The 17576-nt window shown below is 63.6% G+C and carries 17 protein-coding genes, 1 tRNA gene and 1 riboswitch; of the genes, 10 read left to right on the forward strand and 8 right to left on the reverse strand.

Annotated features, from left to right (window positions below):
* The 4 genes from C0Z19_RS04195 to C0Z19_RS04210 are packed head-to-tail and all read right to left on the reverse strand — an operon-like array spanning position 1 to position 2018.
* Positions 1–246: an acyl carrier protein gene (locus tag C0Z19_RS04195; protein ID WP_102608563.1), complete on the reverse strand. Its 246-nt coding sequence runs from the start codon at positions 244–246 to the stop codon at positions 1–3.
* The gene (locus tag C0Z19_RS04200; RefSeq protein ID WP_102608564.1) at positions 243–548 is read right to left on the reverse strand and encodes a phosphopantetheine-binding protein; all 306 of its coding nucleotides are present in this window, start codon (positions 546–548) and stop codon (positions 243–245) included. The genes C0Z19_RS04195 and C0Z19_RS04200 overlap by 4 nt, the downstream gene beginning before the upstream one ends.
* Positions 523–1329, reverse strand: a complete 807-nt coding sequence (locus tag C0Z19_RS04205) for a lysophospholipid acyltransferase family protein (RefSeq protein WP_425330291.1) — start codon at positions 1327–1329, stop codon at positions 523–525. Before C0Z19_RS04205 ends, C0Z19_RS04200 begins: the two co-directional genes overlap by 26 nt.
* Entirely contained in the window at positions 1326–2018 is a 693-nt protein-coding gene (locus C0Z19_RS04210; RefSeq protein WP_102608565.1) for a beta-ketoacyl synthase chain length factor, read from the reverse strand. The genes C0Z19_RS04205 and C0Z19_RS04210 overlap by 4 nt, the downstream gene beginning before the upstream one ends.
* 407 nt (positions 2019–2425) lie before the next feature.
* A riboswitch (yybP-ykoY riboswitch) is annotated at positions 2426–2638 on the forward strand.
* 54 nt (positions 2639–2692) lie between these two features.
* On the opposite strand from C0Z19_RS04210, the gene C0Z19_RS04215 reads away from it, so the two are divergent.
* Complete coding sequence (locus C0Z19_RS04215) at positions 2693–3265, forward strand: TMEM165/GDT1 family protein (protein WP_102608566.1); 573 nt, start codon at positions 2693–2695, stop codon at positions 3263–3265.
* A 139-nt stretch (positions 3266–3404) separates the two neighbouring features.
* On the opposite strand, the gene C0Z19_RS04220 is transcribed toward C0Z19_RS04215, so the two are convergent.
* A complete protein-coding gene (locus tag C0Z19_RS04220) occupies positions 3405–4082 on the reverse strand; it encodes a DUF4136 domain-containing protein (RefSeq protein ID WP_102608567.1) in 678 nt (225 codons plus the stop codon).
* A gap of 202 nt (positions 4083–4284) precedes the next feature.
* Between C0Z19_RS04220 and pepN the strand changes: the two genes are divergently transcribed.
* From pepN to C0Z19_RS29060, 5 genes are all read left to right on the forward strand, one after another.
* On the forward strand, positions 4285–6981 hold the full coding sequence (gene pepN / locus C0Z19_RS04225) for an aminopeptidase N (RefSeq protein ID WP_102608568.1): 2697 nt from the start codon (positions 4285–4287) through the stop codon (positions 6979–6981).
* 216 nt (positions 6982–7197) lie between these two features.
* The gene (locus C0Z19_RS04230) at positions 7198–8214 is read left to right on the forward strand and encodes a class 1 fructose-bisphosphatase (RefSeq protein WP_102608569.1); all 1017 of its coding nucleotides are present in this window, start codon (positions 7198–7200) and stop codon (positions 8212–8214) included.
* Between the two features lie 60 nt (positions 8215–8274).
* A tRNA-Thr gene (locus tag C0Z19_RS04235) sits at positions 8275–8350 on the forward strand.
* A gap of 171 nt (positions 8351–8521) precedes the next feature.
* Positions 8522–9223, forward strand: coding sequence for a hypothetical protein (locus C0Z19_RS28590; RefSeq protein WP_233195992.1), 702 nt, complete (start codon positions 8522–8524; stop codon positions 9221–9223).
* Complete coding sequence (locus tag C0Z19_RS29060) at positions 9135–9530, forward strand: DUF3800 domain-containing protein (RefSeq protein WP_369122799.1); 396 nt, start codon at positions 9135–9137, stop codon at positions 9528–9530. The genes C0Z19_RS28590 and C0Z19_RS29060 overlap by 89 nt, the downstream gene beginning before the upstream one ends.
* Positions 9531–9608: 78 nt before the next feature.
* On the opposite strand, the gene C0Z19_RS04245 is transcribed toward C0Z19_RS29060, so the two are convergent.
* On the reverse strand, positions 9609–10550 hold the full coding sequence (locus C0Z19_RS04245; protein ID WP_102608570.1) for a LysR family transcriptional regulator: 942 nt from the start codon (positions 10548–10550) through the stop codon (positions 9609–9611).
* A gap of 129 nt (positions 10551–10679) precedes the next feature.
* Here C0Z19_RS04245 and C0Z19_RS04250 point away from each other — a divergent pair, with 129 nt between their 5' ends.
* Complete coding sequence (locus C0Z19_RS04250) at positions 10680–11804, forward strand: aldo/keto reductase (protein ID WP_102608571.1); 1125 nt, start codon at positions 10680–10682, stop codon at positions 11802–11804.
* A gap of 27 nt (positions 11805–11831) precedes the next feature.
* Here the strand turns inward: C0Z19_RS04250 and metE are convergent, their stop codons facing one another.
* The gene (gene metE / locus C0Z19_RS04255) at positions 11832–14120 is read right to left on the reverse strand and encodes a 5-methyltetrahydropteroyltriglutamate--homocysteine S-methyltransferase (RefSeq protein ID WP_102608572.1); all 2289 of its coding nucleotides are present in this window, start codon (positions 14118–14120) and stop codon (positions 11832–11834) included.
* A gap of 132 nt (positions 14121–14252) precedes the next feature.
* Here metE and C0Z19_RS04260 point away from each other — a divergent pair, with 132 nt between their 5' ends.
* From C0Z19_RS04260 to C0Z19_RS04265, 3 genes are all read left to right on the forward strand, one after another.
* Positions 14253–15176, forward strand: coding sequence for a LysR family transcriptional regulator (locus tag C0Z19_RS04260; protein WP_102608573.1), 924 nt, complete (start codon positions 14253–14255; stop codon positions 15174–15176).
* 354 nt (positions 15177–15530) lie between these two features.
* Positions 15531–15680, forward strand: a complete 150-nt coding sequence (locus tag C0Z19_RS28425) for a hypothetical protein (RefSeq protein ID WP_175084060.1) — start codon at positions 15531–15533, stop codon at positions 15678–15680.
* A 28-nt stretch (positions 15681–15708) separates the two neighbouring features.
* Complete coding sequence (locus C0Z19_RS04265) at positions 15709–16305, forward strand: chorismate mutase (protein WP_102608574.1); 597 nt, start codon at positions 15709–15711, stop codon at positions 16303–16305.
* A 77-nt stretch (positions 16306–16382) separates the two neighbouring features.
* Here C0Z19_RS04265 and C0Z19_RS04270 read toward each other — a convergent pair whose 3' ends face one another.
* On the reverse strand, positions 16383–17573 hold the full coding sequence (locus C0Z19_RS04270) for an exonuclease domain-containing protein (protein ID WP_102608575.1): 1191 nt from the start codon (positions 17571–17573) through the stop codon (positions 16383–16385).
* Between the last annotated feature and the right edge of the window lie 3 nt (positions 17574–17576).

Consider the following 17576-nt stretch of genomic DNA (forward strand, 5'->3'; position numbering starts at 1 on the left):
TCAGACCGCCAACAGCGATTCGACGGCGCCGATCACGTCGCCGACCGTGCGCACTGATTTGAACTCGTCCGGCTTGATACGACGCCCCGTCATTTCTTGCAGCTTGATTGCCAAATCGACGGCGTCGATGCTATCGAGGTCGAGGTCGTCGAATAGATGCGCTTCGGGCGTCACGCGCTCCGGCTCTATCGCGAAGTTTTCACTGAAAATGGCGCGGATGCGCTCGAGGATCTCGGTATCGGTCACGACTCATTTCCCTCGGTTGCGATGTCGCTGTCGGCATGCGCCGACGCTCGTTGACTGTGTACGAGTGCGGCCAGCGTGTTGATCGAGCGAAAGTGCTCGCGTGTGCGCTCGTCGTTGGCCGCGATGGTCAACGCATAGCGCTTGCGCAACACGATGCCGATTTCGAGCGCGTCGATCGAATCGAGCCCGACGCCATTCGTGTCGAACAGCGGGGCATCGTCGTCGATATCGTCGGGACGCAGATCTTCGAGGTCAAGCGCCTCGATCAATAATTGCTTAATCTCGAGTTTTAAAGAATCCATAAGCGAACAGATGCTCGGTGATGTGTGCTTGAACGGCATGCGTGACCACGCGCGCGGCTGCGGCTTGCGGCGCGTCATCGGCCGTGAGATGGCGGGGTAGGAGCGGCTCGAGTACGGCAACGCGCATGCGAAATGGCCGCGACGGTACGTGATACCAGCGCAGTTGCTTCGTGAAGGCGGGCGGATCGCAATCGATCAGGACGGGCAGAATCGGAATACCGGCCGCAAGCGCGATATGGGCGAACCCACGCGAGAACGGATGAAGGCGATCTTCGCCGGGGCTACGCGTACCCTCGGGAAAGACGATCATCGTGTAGCCGGCGGCGAGTTGACGCGCCCCCGCCTCGATCAATGCGACTGGATCGGCGTTGCTGACATACTGCGCGGCGCGCACGATGCCCCAAAAGCAAGGGTTGCCCCAATGGGCATTCTTGACGACGCAACAAGCGCGCGGCGTGAGCGCGAGCAGGACCACCACATCGAGGTAAGTGGGATGGTTCGCAACGACGATGATCGGCCGGCGCGCGTTCAGCGCCGCCGCGCCGGCCACGTCGAGCGTCATCACGCCGACCGCCTGGAGCAGCGAGACGAGCACACGAAAGAAGCCGTGAATCACCGCCGCGACTAAGCGTTGGCTCGAAGCGCGATGCGGCCATAGCCACGCAAAGGGAAACACGAGCACGGAAAACAAGACGCCACAGGCGCCGAAGGCGCCCAGCGCAATGCCCGTGGCGACGAGGCGCCACGCGCGCTCGATACCCGCCATCACTCGGCTCTTCATGCAGTGCCGCCCTCACGCAATGACCAGTGCCAGCGCCGGCCGAGCCCTTGCCACATCGCCCCGGCGCGTGCCGAGAGGCCGTGCCGGACCGCCTCCCCTTGCGTCGCAAACGAGGGCGTGAGGTCAGCCGCGAGCGCCGGGCCGGCCGCGCACTCCAACTGCGCGCGCGCACCACGATCGAGCAAGATGCCCAGTGCGCCGGCCGGCACCTCATCGTCGACGGGGCCATAGCGATCGTCCGCCGGCTCGTCCGCATAGACCACAAGCACCGGCGTGCCCGGATCGGCGCGGTATTGAGCGTATGCCTCGAGCAAGGCGTAGCCGAGCGTCTCCGCGCCGGCAGAAATCGCCGTCGCGGGCGACGTATCACGGCGCAGGATGCTGTAGACACCCGCCATCGCATTGAGCACAGACAAACTGAAGGCGGTGGGGGAAACCGGCTGATTCGCCACGAGATCCTCGAGCATGCCGGTGGTACGGCGCAATTCGCCATGACGCGAAGCGAACACGAGCCGCACGACGTCGTGGTCGGCTGCGCAATCGTGCGCAACCCGCAGCGCCATCTTCGAGAGCGCGCTCAAGCGTCGACGCACGAGCGGCTCGACGAAAGCGATATCGGGCGTGGCCGTTGCGCCGTCCGGCCAAGATGACCACCGGGCAACCGGAATAGTCCAGCGCAGATCTAGCATGTCGTTGTTCGCTTTCGAATCAAAACCGCCGGCCGCCCGGCGTAAAGATGCGAACGACGAAAGCCTTTACGGCACCCGCGCGTACCACACCCCGAGTTGGTCAATATTCTTGTTGAGGTTACCCGGGGCATAACAGCACCGCCTTCACCCGAGGGCGAAGGCCTTTCAGTTATTTTTCGATTCGATTGCAGGCGTCCCGGAAACCGCCGGACGAAATATTACTGAAAATTGGATCTTAAAAACAGCATTGACCGTAGTCGTATCATTCACGCGACGTTTATCCGTCGCTCTCGTTCGTCGCTTCGCCCCCATGCCGCGCCGGGCCGGTCGCCCTTCCGGGCCTGCCCGGCGGCACCTCGGAACAGTTACCGAACATTCACGCAAACGACGGCGCACCGTGCTAGAATCCGCCCCTCATTGGGGAGTAGCCGCCCCGCCGCGTCCGCTGTATCGCGGCGATTGAAAACCAATCGTCCATTCGGGTCCGCCTCGTTCGATCCACAGCGCGCACGCATCGCGGGGGTGTCCGTCAACATACTTGGCTCGCACACAGCCATGGCGGGCACAGCCTTTGGCCTGGCGAGACCGATGACTTTCGCGCACACCGCTTTTTAGGGCCCGGTGGGCGCGACGGTCGTCGCTCGCACACATCTCGGCCCGAGGAAGATCATCACGTGGAACAAGCCTTTCTCGTCTCGACGGGAGCCGTCGCGCTCGCCGAAATCGGCGATAAAACCCAACTCTTGTCGCTGGTGCTTGCCGCTCGGTATCGCAAGCCGATACCGATCATGCTCGGCGTACTCGTCGCGACGCTCGCCAATCACGCGTGCGCCGGCGCGATCGGGGCGTGGCTCGGCGCGCTCGTCACGCCGGAAATCATGCGCTGGGCGCTCGGCATTTCATTCGTCGTCATGGGTGTGTGGGTGCTCGTGCCCGACAAGTTGGACCCGAGCGAAACGAACGTCGGACGCAGCCACCTGGGCGTGTTCGGCACGACGCTCGCCACGTTTTTTCTAGCCGAGATGGGCGACAAGACCCAGCTCGCCACCGTCGCCCTCGCCGCTCGCTTCCATGATTTTTTTGGCGTGGTGGCCGGCACCACGCTGGGCATGATGCTGGCGAACGTGCCGGCGATCCTGCTCGGCGAACGCTTCGCTCATAAGCTGCCGACCAAGGCCGTGCATGCGGTTGCCGCGGTCTTGTTCGTCGTGCTCGGCGCGCTCGCGTTCATTCGCGCCGGCGCCTGAGTCCACGATCCGGCTGCGCGGCGCCTCGCAGCGAAGATACGTCGCAGATTTAGTCGCAGATTTAGTCGCAGATAGGCGCCGCCCGGCAGTACAACCACGCGGGCGGCTCGCTCCGTCATCGACATTCGTCTTACTTCGTTTACTGCGGCGCGGCGCCGGGGGCCGGCGGCGCAGTGACCGGCACTTCGTTGGTCAGCACTGCCTCGCGCTTGTCATGACGAATCCGCACCGTACGCACGACCCCGTTGCCGAGCGGAAAATCGGCCAGCGCGCTGCGCGCGAGATACGGCATCGCATGCACAAGCGACCTGTCCTCACTCGTATTGCGAGCCGTGACGTTATAGACCTCTTTGCCCGAAGCGCGCTCGGTGATACGAATCCCGAGCGTGTGCGTGAACACCGGGTAGCTCTGGGTGACGTAATCGGGCGGGAACGGTCCGAACGGCCCCCACGGATTGAGCGGGCGCCAGTACGGGCCCGGCCACGGATTTCCGTAGAAGACCGGTTGCGTGACCGTCACCGTATCGCCGTGCGTCGAGTAGCTCAGGCCGACGCGGTAGTGCGCCTGCGCATCGGGCACCTGCCGGAAGGCATCCGCCTCCAATTCGTTGGCGACGAGCTGCTCGTAGGTGGCCTGCTCGATGCTGTTTTGCTGCGCGGCGGTGCGCGCGAAGGCGTAAGTGCGCGTCGCATCGCTGCCGCTCCAGTTCGAAAACGCCGTCACCTGCGTCGACACGTAGGTCGTACAGCCCGACAGCAATGCCGTCACCGCCGCCGTCGCCGGTACGACCGCACGCCACATTCGCTCCCACTTCATCTCGTTGTCCTCGCGTATTTCGTCGACCCCCGCGCATGCCCCGCGCGAATGGCCGATGATAACGCCGACCGAGTCCCGCTTCCAAAGTCGGCAAAGCTTTCGGCATATCCGCGCGCGCCTTTGTACAATGGACGACTACCCTCGCGCGAGGCGCCCTCACCCGGGCACGCGAGCCGAAACCGGTTTCTTTCATCCATCCGCCATGTCCGATACCGCCAATCCCGCTGTGATCCGCCGGGCCGACTATGCAGCGCCCGCTTTCCTCGTCGATTCCGTCGCCCTCGAGTTCGATCTCGCGCCCGAGCGCACCGTCGTCAAGAACACGATGCGCCTGCGACGCAATCCGGACGCGACGCCCGGCTCGCGTCTCGAATTGATGGGCGAAGCGCTCGCGTTCATCGGCGCGGCGATCGACGGCAAGGCGCTCGCAGCAGGCGCTGTGCGCGCACACGAACACGGCCTGTCGATCGGCGATGTGCCCGATGCCTTCGAACTCGTCATCGAGAGCACGTGCAATCCCGTCGAGAACACGACACTCTCGGGACTGTACGTATCGAGCGGCAACTTCTTCACGCAGTGCGAAGCCGAAGGCTTCCGCCGCATCACCTACTTTTTCGACCGCCCCGACGTCATGGCGACCTACACGGTCACCCTGCGCGCAGACAAATCGGCCTACCCCGTGCTGCTCTCGAACGGCAATCTCGTCGAGGAAGGTGAACTGGCCGACGGCCGCCACTTCGCGAAATGGGAGGACCCGTTCAAGAAGCCCTGTTATCTGTTCGCGCTCGTCGCGGGTAAGCTCGTCGCGCTCGAAGAGCGTATCCGCTCGCGTTCCGGCAAGGACAAGCTGCTGCAGGTCTGGGTCGAGCCGCATGACCTCGACAAGACGCGGCATGCGATGGATTCGCTGATCCACTCGATTCACTGGGACGAAGAACGCTTCGGCCTCGAACTCGATCTTGACCGCTTCATGATCGTGGCCGTCAGCGATTTCAACATGGGCGCGATGGAGAACAAAGGGCTCAACATCTTCAACACGAAGTATGTGCTCGCCAATCCGGAAACGGCCACCGACACCGATTTCTCGAACGTCGAAGCCGTAGTCGGCCACGAGTACTTCCACAACTGGACGGGCAACCGCGTGACTTGCCGCGACTGGTTCCAGTTGAGCTTGAAGGAAGGGCTCACCGTGTTTCGCGATCAGGAATTCTCGTCCGACATGCAAGGCGGCGCGACCGACGAAACGGCACGCGCGGTCAAGCGGATCGAGGACGTGCGCGTGCTGCGTCAAATGCAGTTCGCCGAAGACGCAGGCCCGATGGCACATCCGGTTCGACCCGAAAGCTATGTGGAGATCAACAACTTCTACACGATGACCGTCTACGAGAAAGGCGCCGAAGTCGTGCGGATGTACCAAACGCTGTTCGGCCGCGAAGGCTTCCGGCGCGGCATGGATCTCTACTTCAAGCGTCACGACGGGCAAGCCGTCACCTGCGACGACTTCCGCCATGCAATGGCCGACGCCAACGGTCGCGACCTCGCTCAGTTCGAACGCTGGTATAGCCAGGCGGGCACGCCGCGCGTTTCCGTGCGAACCGCGTACGACGCAGCGACGCAGCGCTACAGCATCACCCTTGCGCAGAGCTACGGCGACGCCGCGCCCGCCGCCCGCGAAACGCAAACGGGTCCGCTGTTGATTCCGTTCGCGATCGGCCTCATCGGCAGGGATGGCAAGGACATCGCGCTGCGCCTCGAAGGCGAAAGGAGCGAAACGGGCACGACGCGCGTGATCGAACTGACGGAGCCGGAACAAACGTTTACGTTCGTCGACATCAAGGAAGCGCCCCTGCCTTCTCTGCTGCGTAACTTCTCGGCGCCGGTCATCGTCGAATACGACTACACCAACGACGAGCTCGCCTTCCTGCTTGCGCACGACAGCGATCCGTTCAACCGTTGGGAAGCGGGTCAGCGGCTCGCCACGCGCGAGCTGCTGGCGTTGGCTGCCCGCGCAGCCGCCGGCGAATCGCTTTCGCTCGACGATTCGTTCGTCGCCGCCTTTGCGCGCGTGCTGACCGACGAGTCGCTTTCGCCCGCATTCCGCGAGCTCGCCATGATGCTGCCTTCGGAAGCTTATCTGGCCGAGCAGATGGAGCAAGCCGATCCGGCAGCCGTGCATGCCGCGCGTCAGTTCGCGCGCAAGCGCCTCGCCACGGCGCTCAAAAACGAATGGCTGGCGATTTATGAGCGCCACGTCACGCCAGGCGCCTATGAACCTACGCCGCAAGCGGCCGGCCAACGGGCCTTGAAGAATCTCGCGCTCGCGTACCTTGCCGAGCTCGACGATCCCGCCGACGCCGTGCGGCTCGCCAATGCGCAATACGACAGCGCGAACAACATGACCGATCGCGCCGCGGCACTCGCGGCGCTGCTCGCCGCCTCGGCAACGGCCGGCGCCGGTGTGGCCGAACCCGCGCTCGACCAGTTCTACCGCCGCTTCGAGAAAGAGCCGCTCGTCATCGACAAGTGGTTCGCGCTGCAGGCCACGCAGCGCGGCAGCGCGAAGCATCGCGTCATCGACGTCGTACGCAGGTTGATGGCGCATCCGGCGTTCACGCTGCGCAATCCGAATCGGGCGCGATCGCTGATCTTCAGCTTCTGCGCGGCGAACCCGGCCCAGTTCCACGCTGTTGACGGCTCGGGCTACGCATACTGGGCCGAGCAGGTGGTGGCGCTCGACTCCCTCAATCCGCAGGTCGCCGCGCGGCTCGCCCGCTCGCTCGAACTGTGGCGGCGCTACACGCCCGCGCTGGGCGATCAGATGCGGGCGGCGCTCGAGCGCGTGGCGGCTCAGGTCAAGTCGCGCGACGTCAGGGAAATCGTCGAAAAGGCACTCGCATAGGTCGACGTCCGACGCGGCGCGACGGCGGGAAACCCTTCCTGCCACGCGCCACGCGGGTCCGCAAACGGCGCTGCGGCGCCGTTTTTTTTTCGTACACGAATGGCCGAACGCACGGCTGGACAGGCATCGAAGCGTACGCCTGCTTACAAAAACGCGCGGTCAAGCCGCGGGCCGCGGGTAAAATCGTCGCATTCCCATGGCTTTCGGAGCACCGCAATGTCTTTGCAACGTCGCACCACACTGACCAAATACCTGATCGAGCAGCAACGAGAGACGAACAATCTGCCGGCCGACCTGCGCCTTTTGATCGAGGTCGTCGCGCGCGCCTGTAAGCTCATCAGCTATCACGTGAGCAAGGGCGCGCTCGGTGAAGCGCTCGGCACCGCGGGTACCGAGAACGTGCAAGGCGAAGTGCAAAAGAAGCTCGATGTGCTGTCGAACGAAATTCTGCTCGACGCCAACGAGTGGGGCGGTAACCTCGCCGCCATGGCGTCGGAGGAGATGGAGACCCTGTTCCCGATTCCTTCGAACTACCCGCGCGGCGAATATCTGCTCGTGTTCGATCCGCTCGACGGCTCCTCGAACATCGACGTCAACGTCTCGATCGGCACGATCTTCTCGGTCCTGCGTTGCCCGGACGGCCAGGAGGCGACCGAAGAGTCGTTCCTGCAGCCGGGCCGGCAGCAGGTCGCGGCAGGCTATGCGGTTTATGGGCCGCAAACGGTGTTCGTGCTGACGACGGGTAACGGCGTGAATTGCTTCACGCTCGACCGCGAACTCGGATCGTGGGTGCTGACCCACAGCAACCTGCGCATTGCGGAAGACACGCGCGAGTATGCGATCAACGCGTCGAACCAGCGCCATTGGTACGAGCCCGTGCAACGGTACGTGGGCGAGTTGCTGGCCGGCAAGACGGGGCCGCGCCAGAGCGACTTCAACACGCGCTGGGTAGCGTCGATGGTGGCCGATGTCCACCGCATTCTGAACCGCGGCGGCATCTTCATGTACCCGGCCGACAAGCGCACGCCCGACAAGCCCGGCAAGCTGCGGCTGATGTACGAAGCGAACCCGATGGCATTCATCGTCGAACAGGCCGGCGGTGCGGCGACGAACGGCGTCCAACGCATTCTCGACATCGAGCCCAAGAGCCTGCACGAGCGCGTGGCCGTGTACCTTGGCTCGAAGAACGAAGTGGAGCGCGTCACGCGCTATCACCAAGAGGAAAAAAAATGACCAAAGGGGCTTGCGCACCGGCGCAAAGTGTCTCTATAATCGCGTTTCTCTGATGTTGATGCCGGAATAGCTCAGACGGTAGAGCAGCGCATTCGTAATGCGAAGGTCGGGGGTTCGATTCCTCTTTCCGGCACCACAAGATTCAAGCAAAAAGCCCAGTCCTCGTGACTGGGCTTTTTGTTTTCCGGAGTCCATGCTAACTGGATTTGATAAACGAGAGCACGGCGATCGGCTCGGTTAGCACCTCCCGTCACCCTCCCTATGCCGCAAAGCGTCCGCTCGGACGAGCCACCGTTACTCAGCACGAATGGATTGCGTTTTTGGTGAAAAGCTGGTACTGATTTCGGCGAGTCGGGAGTGCCGTGAAGTTGCGACGCGTTGGACGATTGCTCCACTTGGCTTACCAAATACGACGGGCTGCTGCGGCAGCCCGTTTTTATTTTTGCAGCGGAAAATGCATGTACTTGACGTATCTCGACGAGTCGGGTTCACCGGGCGACCTGAACACACCATTCTTCGTACTGGCCGGCGTCTCAGTCTTCGAGCGCCAAACCCACTGGCTGAGCAAGCGCTGGACGCGATCGCCGAGCCGTTCGAGCAGCGCGCCGGCACCTATCTCGAGTTGCACGCATCGCCCATGTATTCCGGCAAGGATGGCTGGGGCCAGTTTCCCGCCGCGGAGCGCGCCCAAGCCTCAGCCGACGTCGTGCGAGTTCTCACCGACACGCGCCCGAGGCTAAACGTGTTCGCAGCCGTTGTCGAGCAGAGCCAGATGCTGCGCACGGCTGACATTCTCCCCTACTGCTATGAAATGCTGTCGTCCAAGTTCGACGACTATTTGGCACTGAAATTCCAGCGCGAGAACGACCCGCAACGCGGCCTATTCGTGTTGGATCAGAAGCGGGCCACAGAAGAAAAAGATATGCAGGCGCTACATCGCACCTTCAAGCAGGTCGGGCACGCCCGCGGCAGGCTTCGGAATTTCGCTGAAGTGGCCGATGTTTGTTGATTCGAAGTCGTCACGCCTGATCCAACTCGCCGACAGCATTGCGGACTGGATTTTTCGCTACTACGCCCGCTCGGACCAATGGGGCTGGCCGCAAATTTTCCCCTTCATGGCGCCGCTGGGTAATGGCCGAACCGGACTGCATCAGGTACTCGATCCCGCAACGCCCGCTCGACTGGCTGTCGCACCGCCGCCCAGATACGCATTCCCATCGGCACAACCAAGAATAGCCCCATCCGCAGCTGCACCGGCTCAATCCGCCGGTCAGCCCGTAGCCCGCATTGCGCCCAGCGCGCTCATCATCCCCTGATTGCTCGCGCGCGCCGGTCCACGGGAAGCGTGCCTGGGGTTATGTACGGCTGCTGTGCACGGCTGTTATGAGCGACTGTCACGTGCCTTCGTTGCGCGTACGACGAGCGGTCCGCGCCCGATACTTCTCCCGCAAGAAATCGACAAACACGCGCAGCTTCGACGGCATCTGCACGCGGCTCGGCATATAGAGCGAAAACCCATCGAATGTCAGCGCCCAGTCGTCGAGCACGCGGATGAGGCGGCCGTCGTCCAACTGCGCCCGCACGTAGTCCTCGATCACATGCAATAGCCCGACGCCCTGCTCCGCCGCAGCCACCATCGTTCGCAAGTCGTTGGTCACGAACGCCCCGCTCGTTTCGACTTCGAACACGCGTTGCGATGCACCGGGCTCCGCAAATTCCCACCGATAGATGCCGCGACTCGTCGCGAACCGGTAGCGCAGACAGTTGTGCCGTGCCAGATCGTCGGGCGTCACGGGCTTCGGATAATGCGCGAAATACGAGGGCGATCCCGCCACCGCAATACGCAGCGGCCCCGACAGCGGCACGGCGACCATATCGCGCGCGAGCCGCTCCCCCAATCGAATGCCGGCATCGAAGCCGCCCGCGACGAGGTCGCTCAGCCCCTCATCGAGCGTGAGCTCCACGACGACGCGTGGATACCGCCGTGTGAATTCGGCCAGGTTCGGCATGACGAGCAAATCGCTGGCGATACGCGGCAGGTTGATCCGCAAGGTCCCTGTCGCTTCGCCGCGCGCCTCGTCGAGCGCCTCGTAAGCAGCATCCAACATCGAGAGTGCCGGCCGCACGTGTTCGAGAAACTGGCTGCCCGCCTCGGTCAAGGCGACGCGGCGCGTCGTTCGATTAAAGAGCCGCACGTTCAACTGTGCTTCGAGCGCGCGAATCGATTGCGACAACGCCGATGCGGACACGCCGCTTTCGGCAGCGGCTCGCGTGAAGCTGCCATGTCGCGCCACATTGGCGAACGCCACGAGCGCGGGCAGTTGCGCGGGATCCATCGAAATCGCCTCCGGTCCTTTATGAAGCCATGCTTCACAATGCATGCAGTGGGAAGCTATTTTTCCACAAGATCGGAAAGCGCACGATACGGCCATCGATACTTTTCTTCCGACGCAAGGAGCACTGACATGACGATGAACCGCTACACCCTGCTGGGCCGCTCGGGCCTGCGCGTTTCGCCGATCTCGCTGGGCACGATGACGTTCGGCGACGAATGGGGTTGGGGCGCCGACGAAGCGACGGCGCAACGACTGTTCGATCTCTACGTGGACGAAGGCGGCAACTTCATCGACACGGCCGATCTTTATACCGAGGGGACGAGCGAGCGCTTTCTCGGCAAATTCATCGCGGCGCGCGGCCTGCGCGATCGCCTCGTCGTTGCGACGAAATACAGCTACAACGCTGAGGCGGGAAATCCCAACGCGGGCGGCAATCACCGCAAGAATCTGATGCGGGCGCTCGACGGTTCGCTAAAGCGTCTGAACACGGACTACATCGACCTCTACTATCTGCATACATGGGATCGGATGACACCCGTCGACGAAGTCATGCGCACCATGGACGACGCCGTGCGGGCCGGGAAGATCCGCTATGTCGGGCTGTCCGACACGCCTGCCTGGTTCGCCTCGCGTGCGCAGACGCTGGCGCAATGGCGCGGCTTCGAGCCCGTCGCCGCCATGCAGCTCGAGTACTCGATGATCGAACGCAACGCCGAATTGGAGTTCGCCGATCTGGCCACTGAACTCGGAATGGGCCTCGTGCCGTGGAGCCCGCTCGCGATGGGCGTGCTCTCGGGCAAGTACAAGCCTTCGCAAGGCAGCTTTACGGGAAGCGGCCGGCTCGAGACGGTACGCGCGCAAAACCCCGGCGCGAAGCCGCCGCCCGGATTCGACAAACTCACGGAGCGCAACTTCCGCATCGTGGCCGAACTCGAAACGGTCGCGCGCGAGGCGAACCGGCCGATGGCCCAGGTGGCGTTGAACTGGCTCCATCAGAAGCGCGGCGTCGCAAGCATCATCGTCGGCGCGACCAAGCCGGAGCAGCTGCGCGACTCGCTGGCCGCGCTCGACTTCACGCTCGACCCGGCGCTCGTCGCCCGGCTCGATGCCGTGTCCGAGCCCGCGCGCCCGTTCCCCTACTACATGTTCGAGGACGGCCATCAAGCGCGCATTCACGGGCACGTCGACGTCCGCAGCAAGCCCGATGCATTCGACCGCCCCGTGCTCGTGCCGGCGCCGCAGGCGAGCGCCTGACGCTGCGCGCGCCGTCCGCAGCCGACCTCAGGCCGCTACCGCCAAGCGCTCGCGCAGGTTCTTCGCCGCACGGACCATGTTCGCGAGCGCGGCCTCCGTTTCAGGCCAGCCGCGCGTCTTCAGCCCGCAGTCGGGGTTGACCCAGAGACGCTCGGCCGGGATGACCTCGCAGGCGCGTTGCAGGAGTCGCTCGATCGCATCGGTCGTCGGTACGCGCGGCGAATGGATGTCGTACACGCCCGGGCCGATTTCGTTCGGATATGAGAACGCGCCGAAGCCGTCGAGCAGCTCCATCGCCGAACGTGAGGTTTCGATCGTGATGACGTCTGCATCCATCGCGGCGATCGAGGGCAGGATGTCGTTGAACTCCGAGTAGCACATGTGCGTGTGGATCTGGGTCTCGTCGGCAACGCCGGCGGCCGAGATGCGGAACGCGCGCGACGCCCATTGCAGGTACGCCGGCCAATCGGCGCGGCGCAGCGGCAATCCCTCGCGAAATGCCGGCTCGTCGATCTGAATGATGCGGATGCCGGCCTTCTCCAGATCGACCACCTCGTCGCGCACCGCGAGCGCGAGCTGCAGCGCCGTCGCGGCGCGCGGCTGGTCGTCGCGCACGAACGACCATTGCAGCATCGTCACGGGGCCGGTCAGCATGCCTTTCACGGGGCGGTTCGTCAGCGACTGTGCGTACCTGGTCGTCTCCACCGTCATCGGCTCGGGCCGATAGACGTCGCCGTAGATGATCGGCGGTTTCACGCAACGCGAGCCGTAGCTTTGGACCCAGCCGTTCTCGGTGAACGCGTATCCCCACAATTGTTCGCCGAAATACTCGACCATGTCGTTGCGCTCGGCTTCGCCGTGCACGAGCACGTCGAGATCGAGCGCTTCCTGCCGGCGCACGGCCAACTCGATCTCCGCGCGCATGCGTTCGAGATAGTCGAGCGCCTTCAATTCGCCGCGCTTGTAAGCCGCCCGTGCCTGGCGAATCGCGGGCGTTTGCGGGAAAGAGCCGATCGTCGTCGTGGGCAGCGCGGGCAGCCTCAACGCCTCGCGCTGCAGACGATTGCGTTCGGCGAAGGCGCTCTTGCGGGAAGCCATCTCATCGGTCACCGCTGCCACGCGCTTTTGCACGAGCGCATTGACGACGGCGCCCGAGGTGCGACGCGACGCACGCGCCGCATCCGCCTCGGCCAACGCAGGTTCCGCCGCGGGCGCGTCGTCCAGCGCCAGCGCGATCGTGCGCACCTCGTCGAGCTTCTCGGTCGCGAACGCGAGCCATGACTTCAAGTCGGCGTCGAGCTTTCGCTCACCTTCGAGCGAGACCGGCACGTGCAGCAGCGAACATGACGGTGCAATCCAGAGCCGCTCGCCCAGCTCGGCCCGCAGCGGCAGCAGCGACTGCACGATGGCGCGCAGGTCCGAACGCCAGATGTTGCGGCCGTCGACCACACCCGCCGACAACACCATGCTCTCGGGCAACCGGGCTCGCCATGCATCCAATTGCGCCGGCGCACGGACGAGGTCCAGATGCACGCCGTCAATCGGCAGCCTGGCGATGGCGGCCGCATGGTCGGCCGTCGTTTCGAAGTAGGTGGCGAGCAGTATCTTGACGCCGCATTCGCCGAGCGTGCCATACGCGGCGCCGAGCGCCGAGAGCCATTCGTCTTCGAGATCGAGACCGAGGGCCGGCTCGTCGAATTGAATCCATTCGACCCCGCGCGCTTTCAGTGCTTCGACGATGCGAACATACCGATTGACGAGCTTCGGCAGCAGGTCGAGTCGATCGAACCCCGGCGTCTGCGTCTTGGCCAGCCGCAGCCAGGTGATCGGCCCGATCAATACGGGCTTGACGCGAAGCCCCAGCGCGAGCGCCTCGTCAACCTCGTCGAAGAACCAGTCGACGCCGCCGTTGAATGTCGTGTCACGCGTCAGTTCCGGCACGAGATAGTGGTAATTCGTATCGAACCACTTCGTCATTTCCATCGCCGGCTGCGCCGCGTTGCCGCGCGCGAGCTCGTAGTACTGCGCAAGCGTGAGGGTCGCCGGGTTGAACCCGAAGCGGCGCGGCAACGCGCCGAGCAACGCGCTCATGCCGAGCATCTGGTCGTAGTAAGCGAAATCGCCGACCGTGACGAAATCAAGTCCGGCTGCGCGCTGCAGCTGCCAGTGGCGCGCGCGCAGCGTAGCCGCAACTTCGCGCAGGTACGTCTCATCGGCTTCACCGCGCCAAAACGCTTCTTGAGCGAATTTCAGTTCGCGCTGCGCGCCGATGCGCGGAAAACCGAGGATATGGGTGCAGGTTCGGGTGCCGGTCATGAGTCGCCTCGAAAATTGGGAATGGCCGTCAGTCTGCGAGGCGCGCTATCATTCATCAAGCGACAACTTTTCATCGATACATGAATTTCATTCATACCTCGCATCTGGGGACAAGCACCGCGGCGAGGCCGCATGCTTGAGATCCGACATCTGCGTTCGTTGATTGCCATTGCCGAATCGGGCAGGCTCGTCGCTGCCGCCGAGCGCGTTCATCTGAGCCAGTCGGCGCTGTCGCACCAGATCCGAGACATCGAGACGCACTACGAGGTCTCGCTGTTCGAGCGCACCAAGCAGGGGCTACGCTTCACGTCGGCCGGAGAGCGGCTGCTTGCGCTTGCGCGCGAAACGCTCGCCGCCGTGGCGGCCGCCGAACGCGATCTGCTGCGGTTAAAAGGAGAAACGGCAGGCGAACTGCGCATCGTCCTCGAATGCCACACATGCTTCGATTGGCTCATGCCCGTCATGGACGAGTTCCGGCGCCGGTGGCCCGAGGTCGAGGTCGATCTCGTCGCCGGCTTCCACGCCGACCCGCTACGGCTGTTGAGTGACGGCAAGGCCGATGTCGTGATCGGCTCCAAGCCCGCAGGCAAGCGCAGCCTGCACGTTGCGCCGCTGTTTCGCTTCGAAATTCTCGTCGTCATGGCCAACGAACACCGGCTGCGCAACAAGCGCCGTGTGGGTGCGCACGATCTGGCCGGCGAAACGCTGATCACCTACCCCGTGCCGGAGTCGCGTATCGATCTGATCCGCGAGGTGGTCGAGCCCGCGGGCATCAAGCTCGAACGTCGCACGGCCGAACTGACCATCGCGATCATGCAGCTTGTGGCGAGTCGGCGCGGCATCGCAGCGCTGCCGAACTGGGGCGTCAAAAACTACGTGGACCACGATTATGTGCTCGCCAAGCGTGTCGAGCCGAAAGGGCTTTGGAGCGAGCTTTACGCGATTACCGATCAGGCTTTCTCGCGGCGCCCCTATTTCGGCGATTTTGTAACGATTGTGCGCGATACCTGCGCCGCGCAACTCGAAGGCATCGAACTGCTCTCCGAATCTCAGTAACCAGGGAGACTTGCGCTTCGGAACGACGACCGAACGGTCGGTCGTACGACATCATTGCGAGGCGACCCCGGTGACATGTACCGCACGCAGCGATCGGTCAACGCGGGCGGCTTGAGGAGATTGAGAAGACATGTGCGCCTCGATACTTACGCCCGCCTGAAGACGCCATAAGCTTGCGCCAGATGCAGGTAAGCTCGCCGCGCTGTTTTTTTTGATTTTCGTCAATAGATGTTCAACCGATCTTCAACGCGCCGCGGACTGTGCCGTTAATGCAACAAAGCGTTAAAAAAAGATTCGGCGCTGGCAACAAAAGGGAACCGCGTCGGATAATCGTTTCGTGCCAGGAGATCGATCATGGAAGCCAAGCCCACCTACATTCCGCCCCCCGACAAAGTGTCCAGCCCGGATCCGGAACCGGTAGGCGTCGAATTTCTGGCTACCGAATTGCCCGAGCACGTGCGCGCCTTTTTCGACGAGCAACGAAAGTCGTGCGAGCAGAAATGACGATTGCGGGCCGCGGAGCCCGCGACGCATGATCGTTCGCCTTCGCCGCGCCGCGCTGTCGGCCATCGCGCTGTGCGTCGCGCTCTCGTTCGCGCCTCGCGACGTGCGAGCCGATGGCGACGAAACGGCCATGACCAACCTGATCGCGCTTGTTTCGCAGCGCTTGGCGTTGGCCGTCCCTGTCGCCCAATGGAAGTGGGCGAATCATCGCGCCATCACCGACGCCCCGCGCGAAGCGGCGGTGCTCGACGACATCGCCAGGCGCGCTCAGGAAGCCGATGTCGATCCGACTTTCGCCCGCACTTTTTTTCGGGATCAGATAGAGGCGAGCAAGCAGGTGCAAAGGGCGCTGTTCGAACGATGGAACAAGACGCATCCGCCTGCCGGCGTGACGCCCGATCTCGCAACGAGCACGCGGCCTCAGCTTGACCGCATCACGCGCGCGTTGTTGCCGGCGCTCGCGCGCGTGCAGCCGTGGCGCGATACGCCTGACTGCCCCGTCCGGTTGGCGCACGCAGTTAAAAGCTGGAAATTGTTGACGCGCTACGGCGAGATCGACGCCGATGCGTTGAACACGGCGCTTGCACACGTCTGCTCGGCCGGTGGCGCAGCCGACGTCGGCTGACCCCGCCGCGCTTCTCTATTCTTTCGCTTCTCTATTCTTTCGCTTCTCGATTCTTTCGCTTCCGGATTCTTTAATAGTCAGCCGATTACCGGCTCGGGCGGAGGGTTAGCGGTCAAACCTGCAGGTTGGCACGGCGGCGCACCCGCCTCCCCTGGCAGCGGCGTCAGCCGCAATCCGCGCGCAAGATGCCCCTGAAGAATACGGAACGTAGACGGCTCGAACACCGGTTCACCATAGCCGGCCGCCAGCGCACGCGCCGCTTCCATCGACGCCGCGGCGCCGAGATAGCACCAGCGATGGACGACGTGGAACGTGCCCGGCTGCCCTTCGTCGCCCTGCTCTTCGAACACAGCCGCCATGTCGAACGGCCACGGCGCGCCGACCGACTCCGGTGTCGTAAAACGCGGCTGCCGGTTGTGAACCGGCCTGAGCGCACTGACCCACTGTGCCTCTGTCAGCAGCGCCCCCAACTCGCCGCCCGTCGCGCGCCATTGCACCCGCCGGACCTGCTCCGCAATTCTGATTTCACGCGCCGACCGCCGGTCGCCGGCCAGATGAGCGCGTACGCGCTGGCGCAGACGCACGCTGCGGCCAACGTAGAGCGGCGTATCCGAGGCGTCGAAAAAGGCGTAGACACCGTGTCCGGCCGGCGCCGTATCGAGCATGTCCTCGGTGATATCGCCGGCGATCCGGTAGCGCCGCATCGTGCGATCGACATGCGCACGGAGGACGTCGAGCGGCCACAACGCGTGTAAGCGGCGCCAGAACTGCCACAGCAGGTCGGCATCGGCCAAGGCCCGGTGCCGCGCCATTGGCTCGAGCGCATGACGTTCGATCAACGCATCGAGCCCGTGACGTTTTTCATGCGGCCAAAGTGCACGTGAAAGCTTGACGGTGCAAAGGACGTCGGGATGGAACGCCACCCCGGCCCGTTGAAATTCGCTGCGTAAAAAGCCACGATCGAAGCTGGCGTTGTGGGCAATGAACAGGCTGCCCTCGAGTCGCGCGAACAAGGCAGGCGCGAACGATTCGAAAGTGGGCGCGTCGCGCACCATTTCGTCGGTGATGCCAGTCAGCGATTGAATGAAGGGGGGAATGGGTTGCAGCGGATTGACCAGCGTGCTCCAGCGTGAGACGCCGGCTGGACCCACCTGAACGACGCCGATTTCCGTAATGCGGTGCTCGGCGACCGATCCGCCCGTCGTTTCCAGATCGACGAAAGCGATTGGCGAGTCAATGACCGGGGACGGCGACAAGAAATCAGACATGAA

Source organism: Trinickia soli (assembly GCF_002879855.1).
Taxonomy (GTDB): domain Bacteria; phylum Pseudomonadota; class Gammaproteobacteria; order Burkholderiales; family Burkholderiaceae; genus Trinickia; species Trinickia soli.

Coding starts and splice junctions, on each gene's coding strand:
- C0Z19_RS04200 (WP_102608564.1), bottom strand. CDS start 548: ATGGATTCTTTAAAACTCGAGATTAAGCAATTATTGATCGAGGCGCTT.
- C0Z19_RS04205 (WP_425330291.1), bottom strand. CDS start 1,329: ATGAAGAGCCGAGTGATGGCGGGTATCGAGCGCGCGTGGCGCCTCGTC.
- C0Z19_RS04210 (WP_102608565.1), bottom strand. CDS start 2,018: ATGCTAGATCTGCGCTGGACTATTCCGGTTGCCCGGTGGTCATCTTGG.
- C0Z19_RS04220 (WP_102608567.1), bottom strand. CDS start 4,082: ATGAAGTGGGAGCGAATGTGGCGTGCGGTCGTACCGGCGACGGCGGCG.
- pepN (WP_102608568.1), top strand. CDS start 4,285: ATGTCCGATACCGCCAATCCCGCTGTGATCCGCCGGGCCGACTATGCA.
- C0Z19_RS04230 (WP_102608569.1), top strand. CDS start 7,198: ATGTCTTTGCAACGTCGCACCACACTGACCAAATACCTGATCGAGCAG.
- C0Z19_RS28590 (WP_233195992.1), top strand. CDS start 8,522: ATGGATTGCGTTTTTGGTGAAAAGCTGGTACTGATTTCGGCGAGTCGG.
- C0Z19_RS04245 (WP_102608570.1), bottom strand. CDS start 10,550: ATGGATCCCGCGCAACTGCCCGCGCTCGTGGCGTTCGCCAATGTGGCG.
- C0Z19_RS04250 (WP_102608571.1), top strand. CDS start 10,680: ATGACGATGAACCGCTACACCCTGCTGGGCCGCTCGGGCCTGCGCGTT.
- metE (WP_102608572.1), bottom strand. CDS start 14,120: ATGACCGGCACCCGAACCTGCACCCATATCCTCGGTTTTCCGCGCATC.
- C0Z19_RS04260 (WP_102608573.1), top strand. CDS start 14,253: ATGCTTGAGATCCGACATCTGCGTTCGTTGATTGCCATTGCCGAATCG.
- C0Z19_RS28425 (WP_175084060.1), top strand. CDS start 15,531: ATGGAAGCCAAGCCCACCTACATTCCGCCCCCCGACAAAGTGTCCAGC.
- C0Z19_RS04265 (WP_102608574.1), top strand. CDS start 15,709: ATGATCGTTCGCCTTCGCCGCGCCGCGCTGTCGGCCATCGCGCTGTGC.
- C0Z19_RS04270 (WP_102608575.1), bottom strand. CDS start 17,573: ATGTCTGATTTCTTGTCGCCGTCCCCGGTCATTGACTCGCCAATCGCT.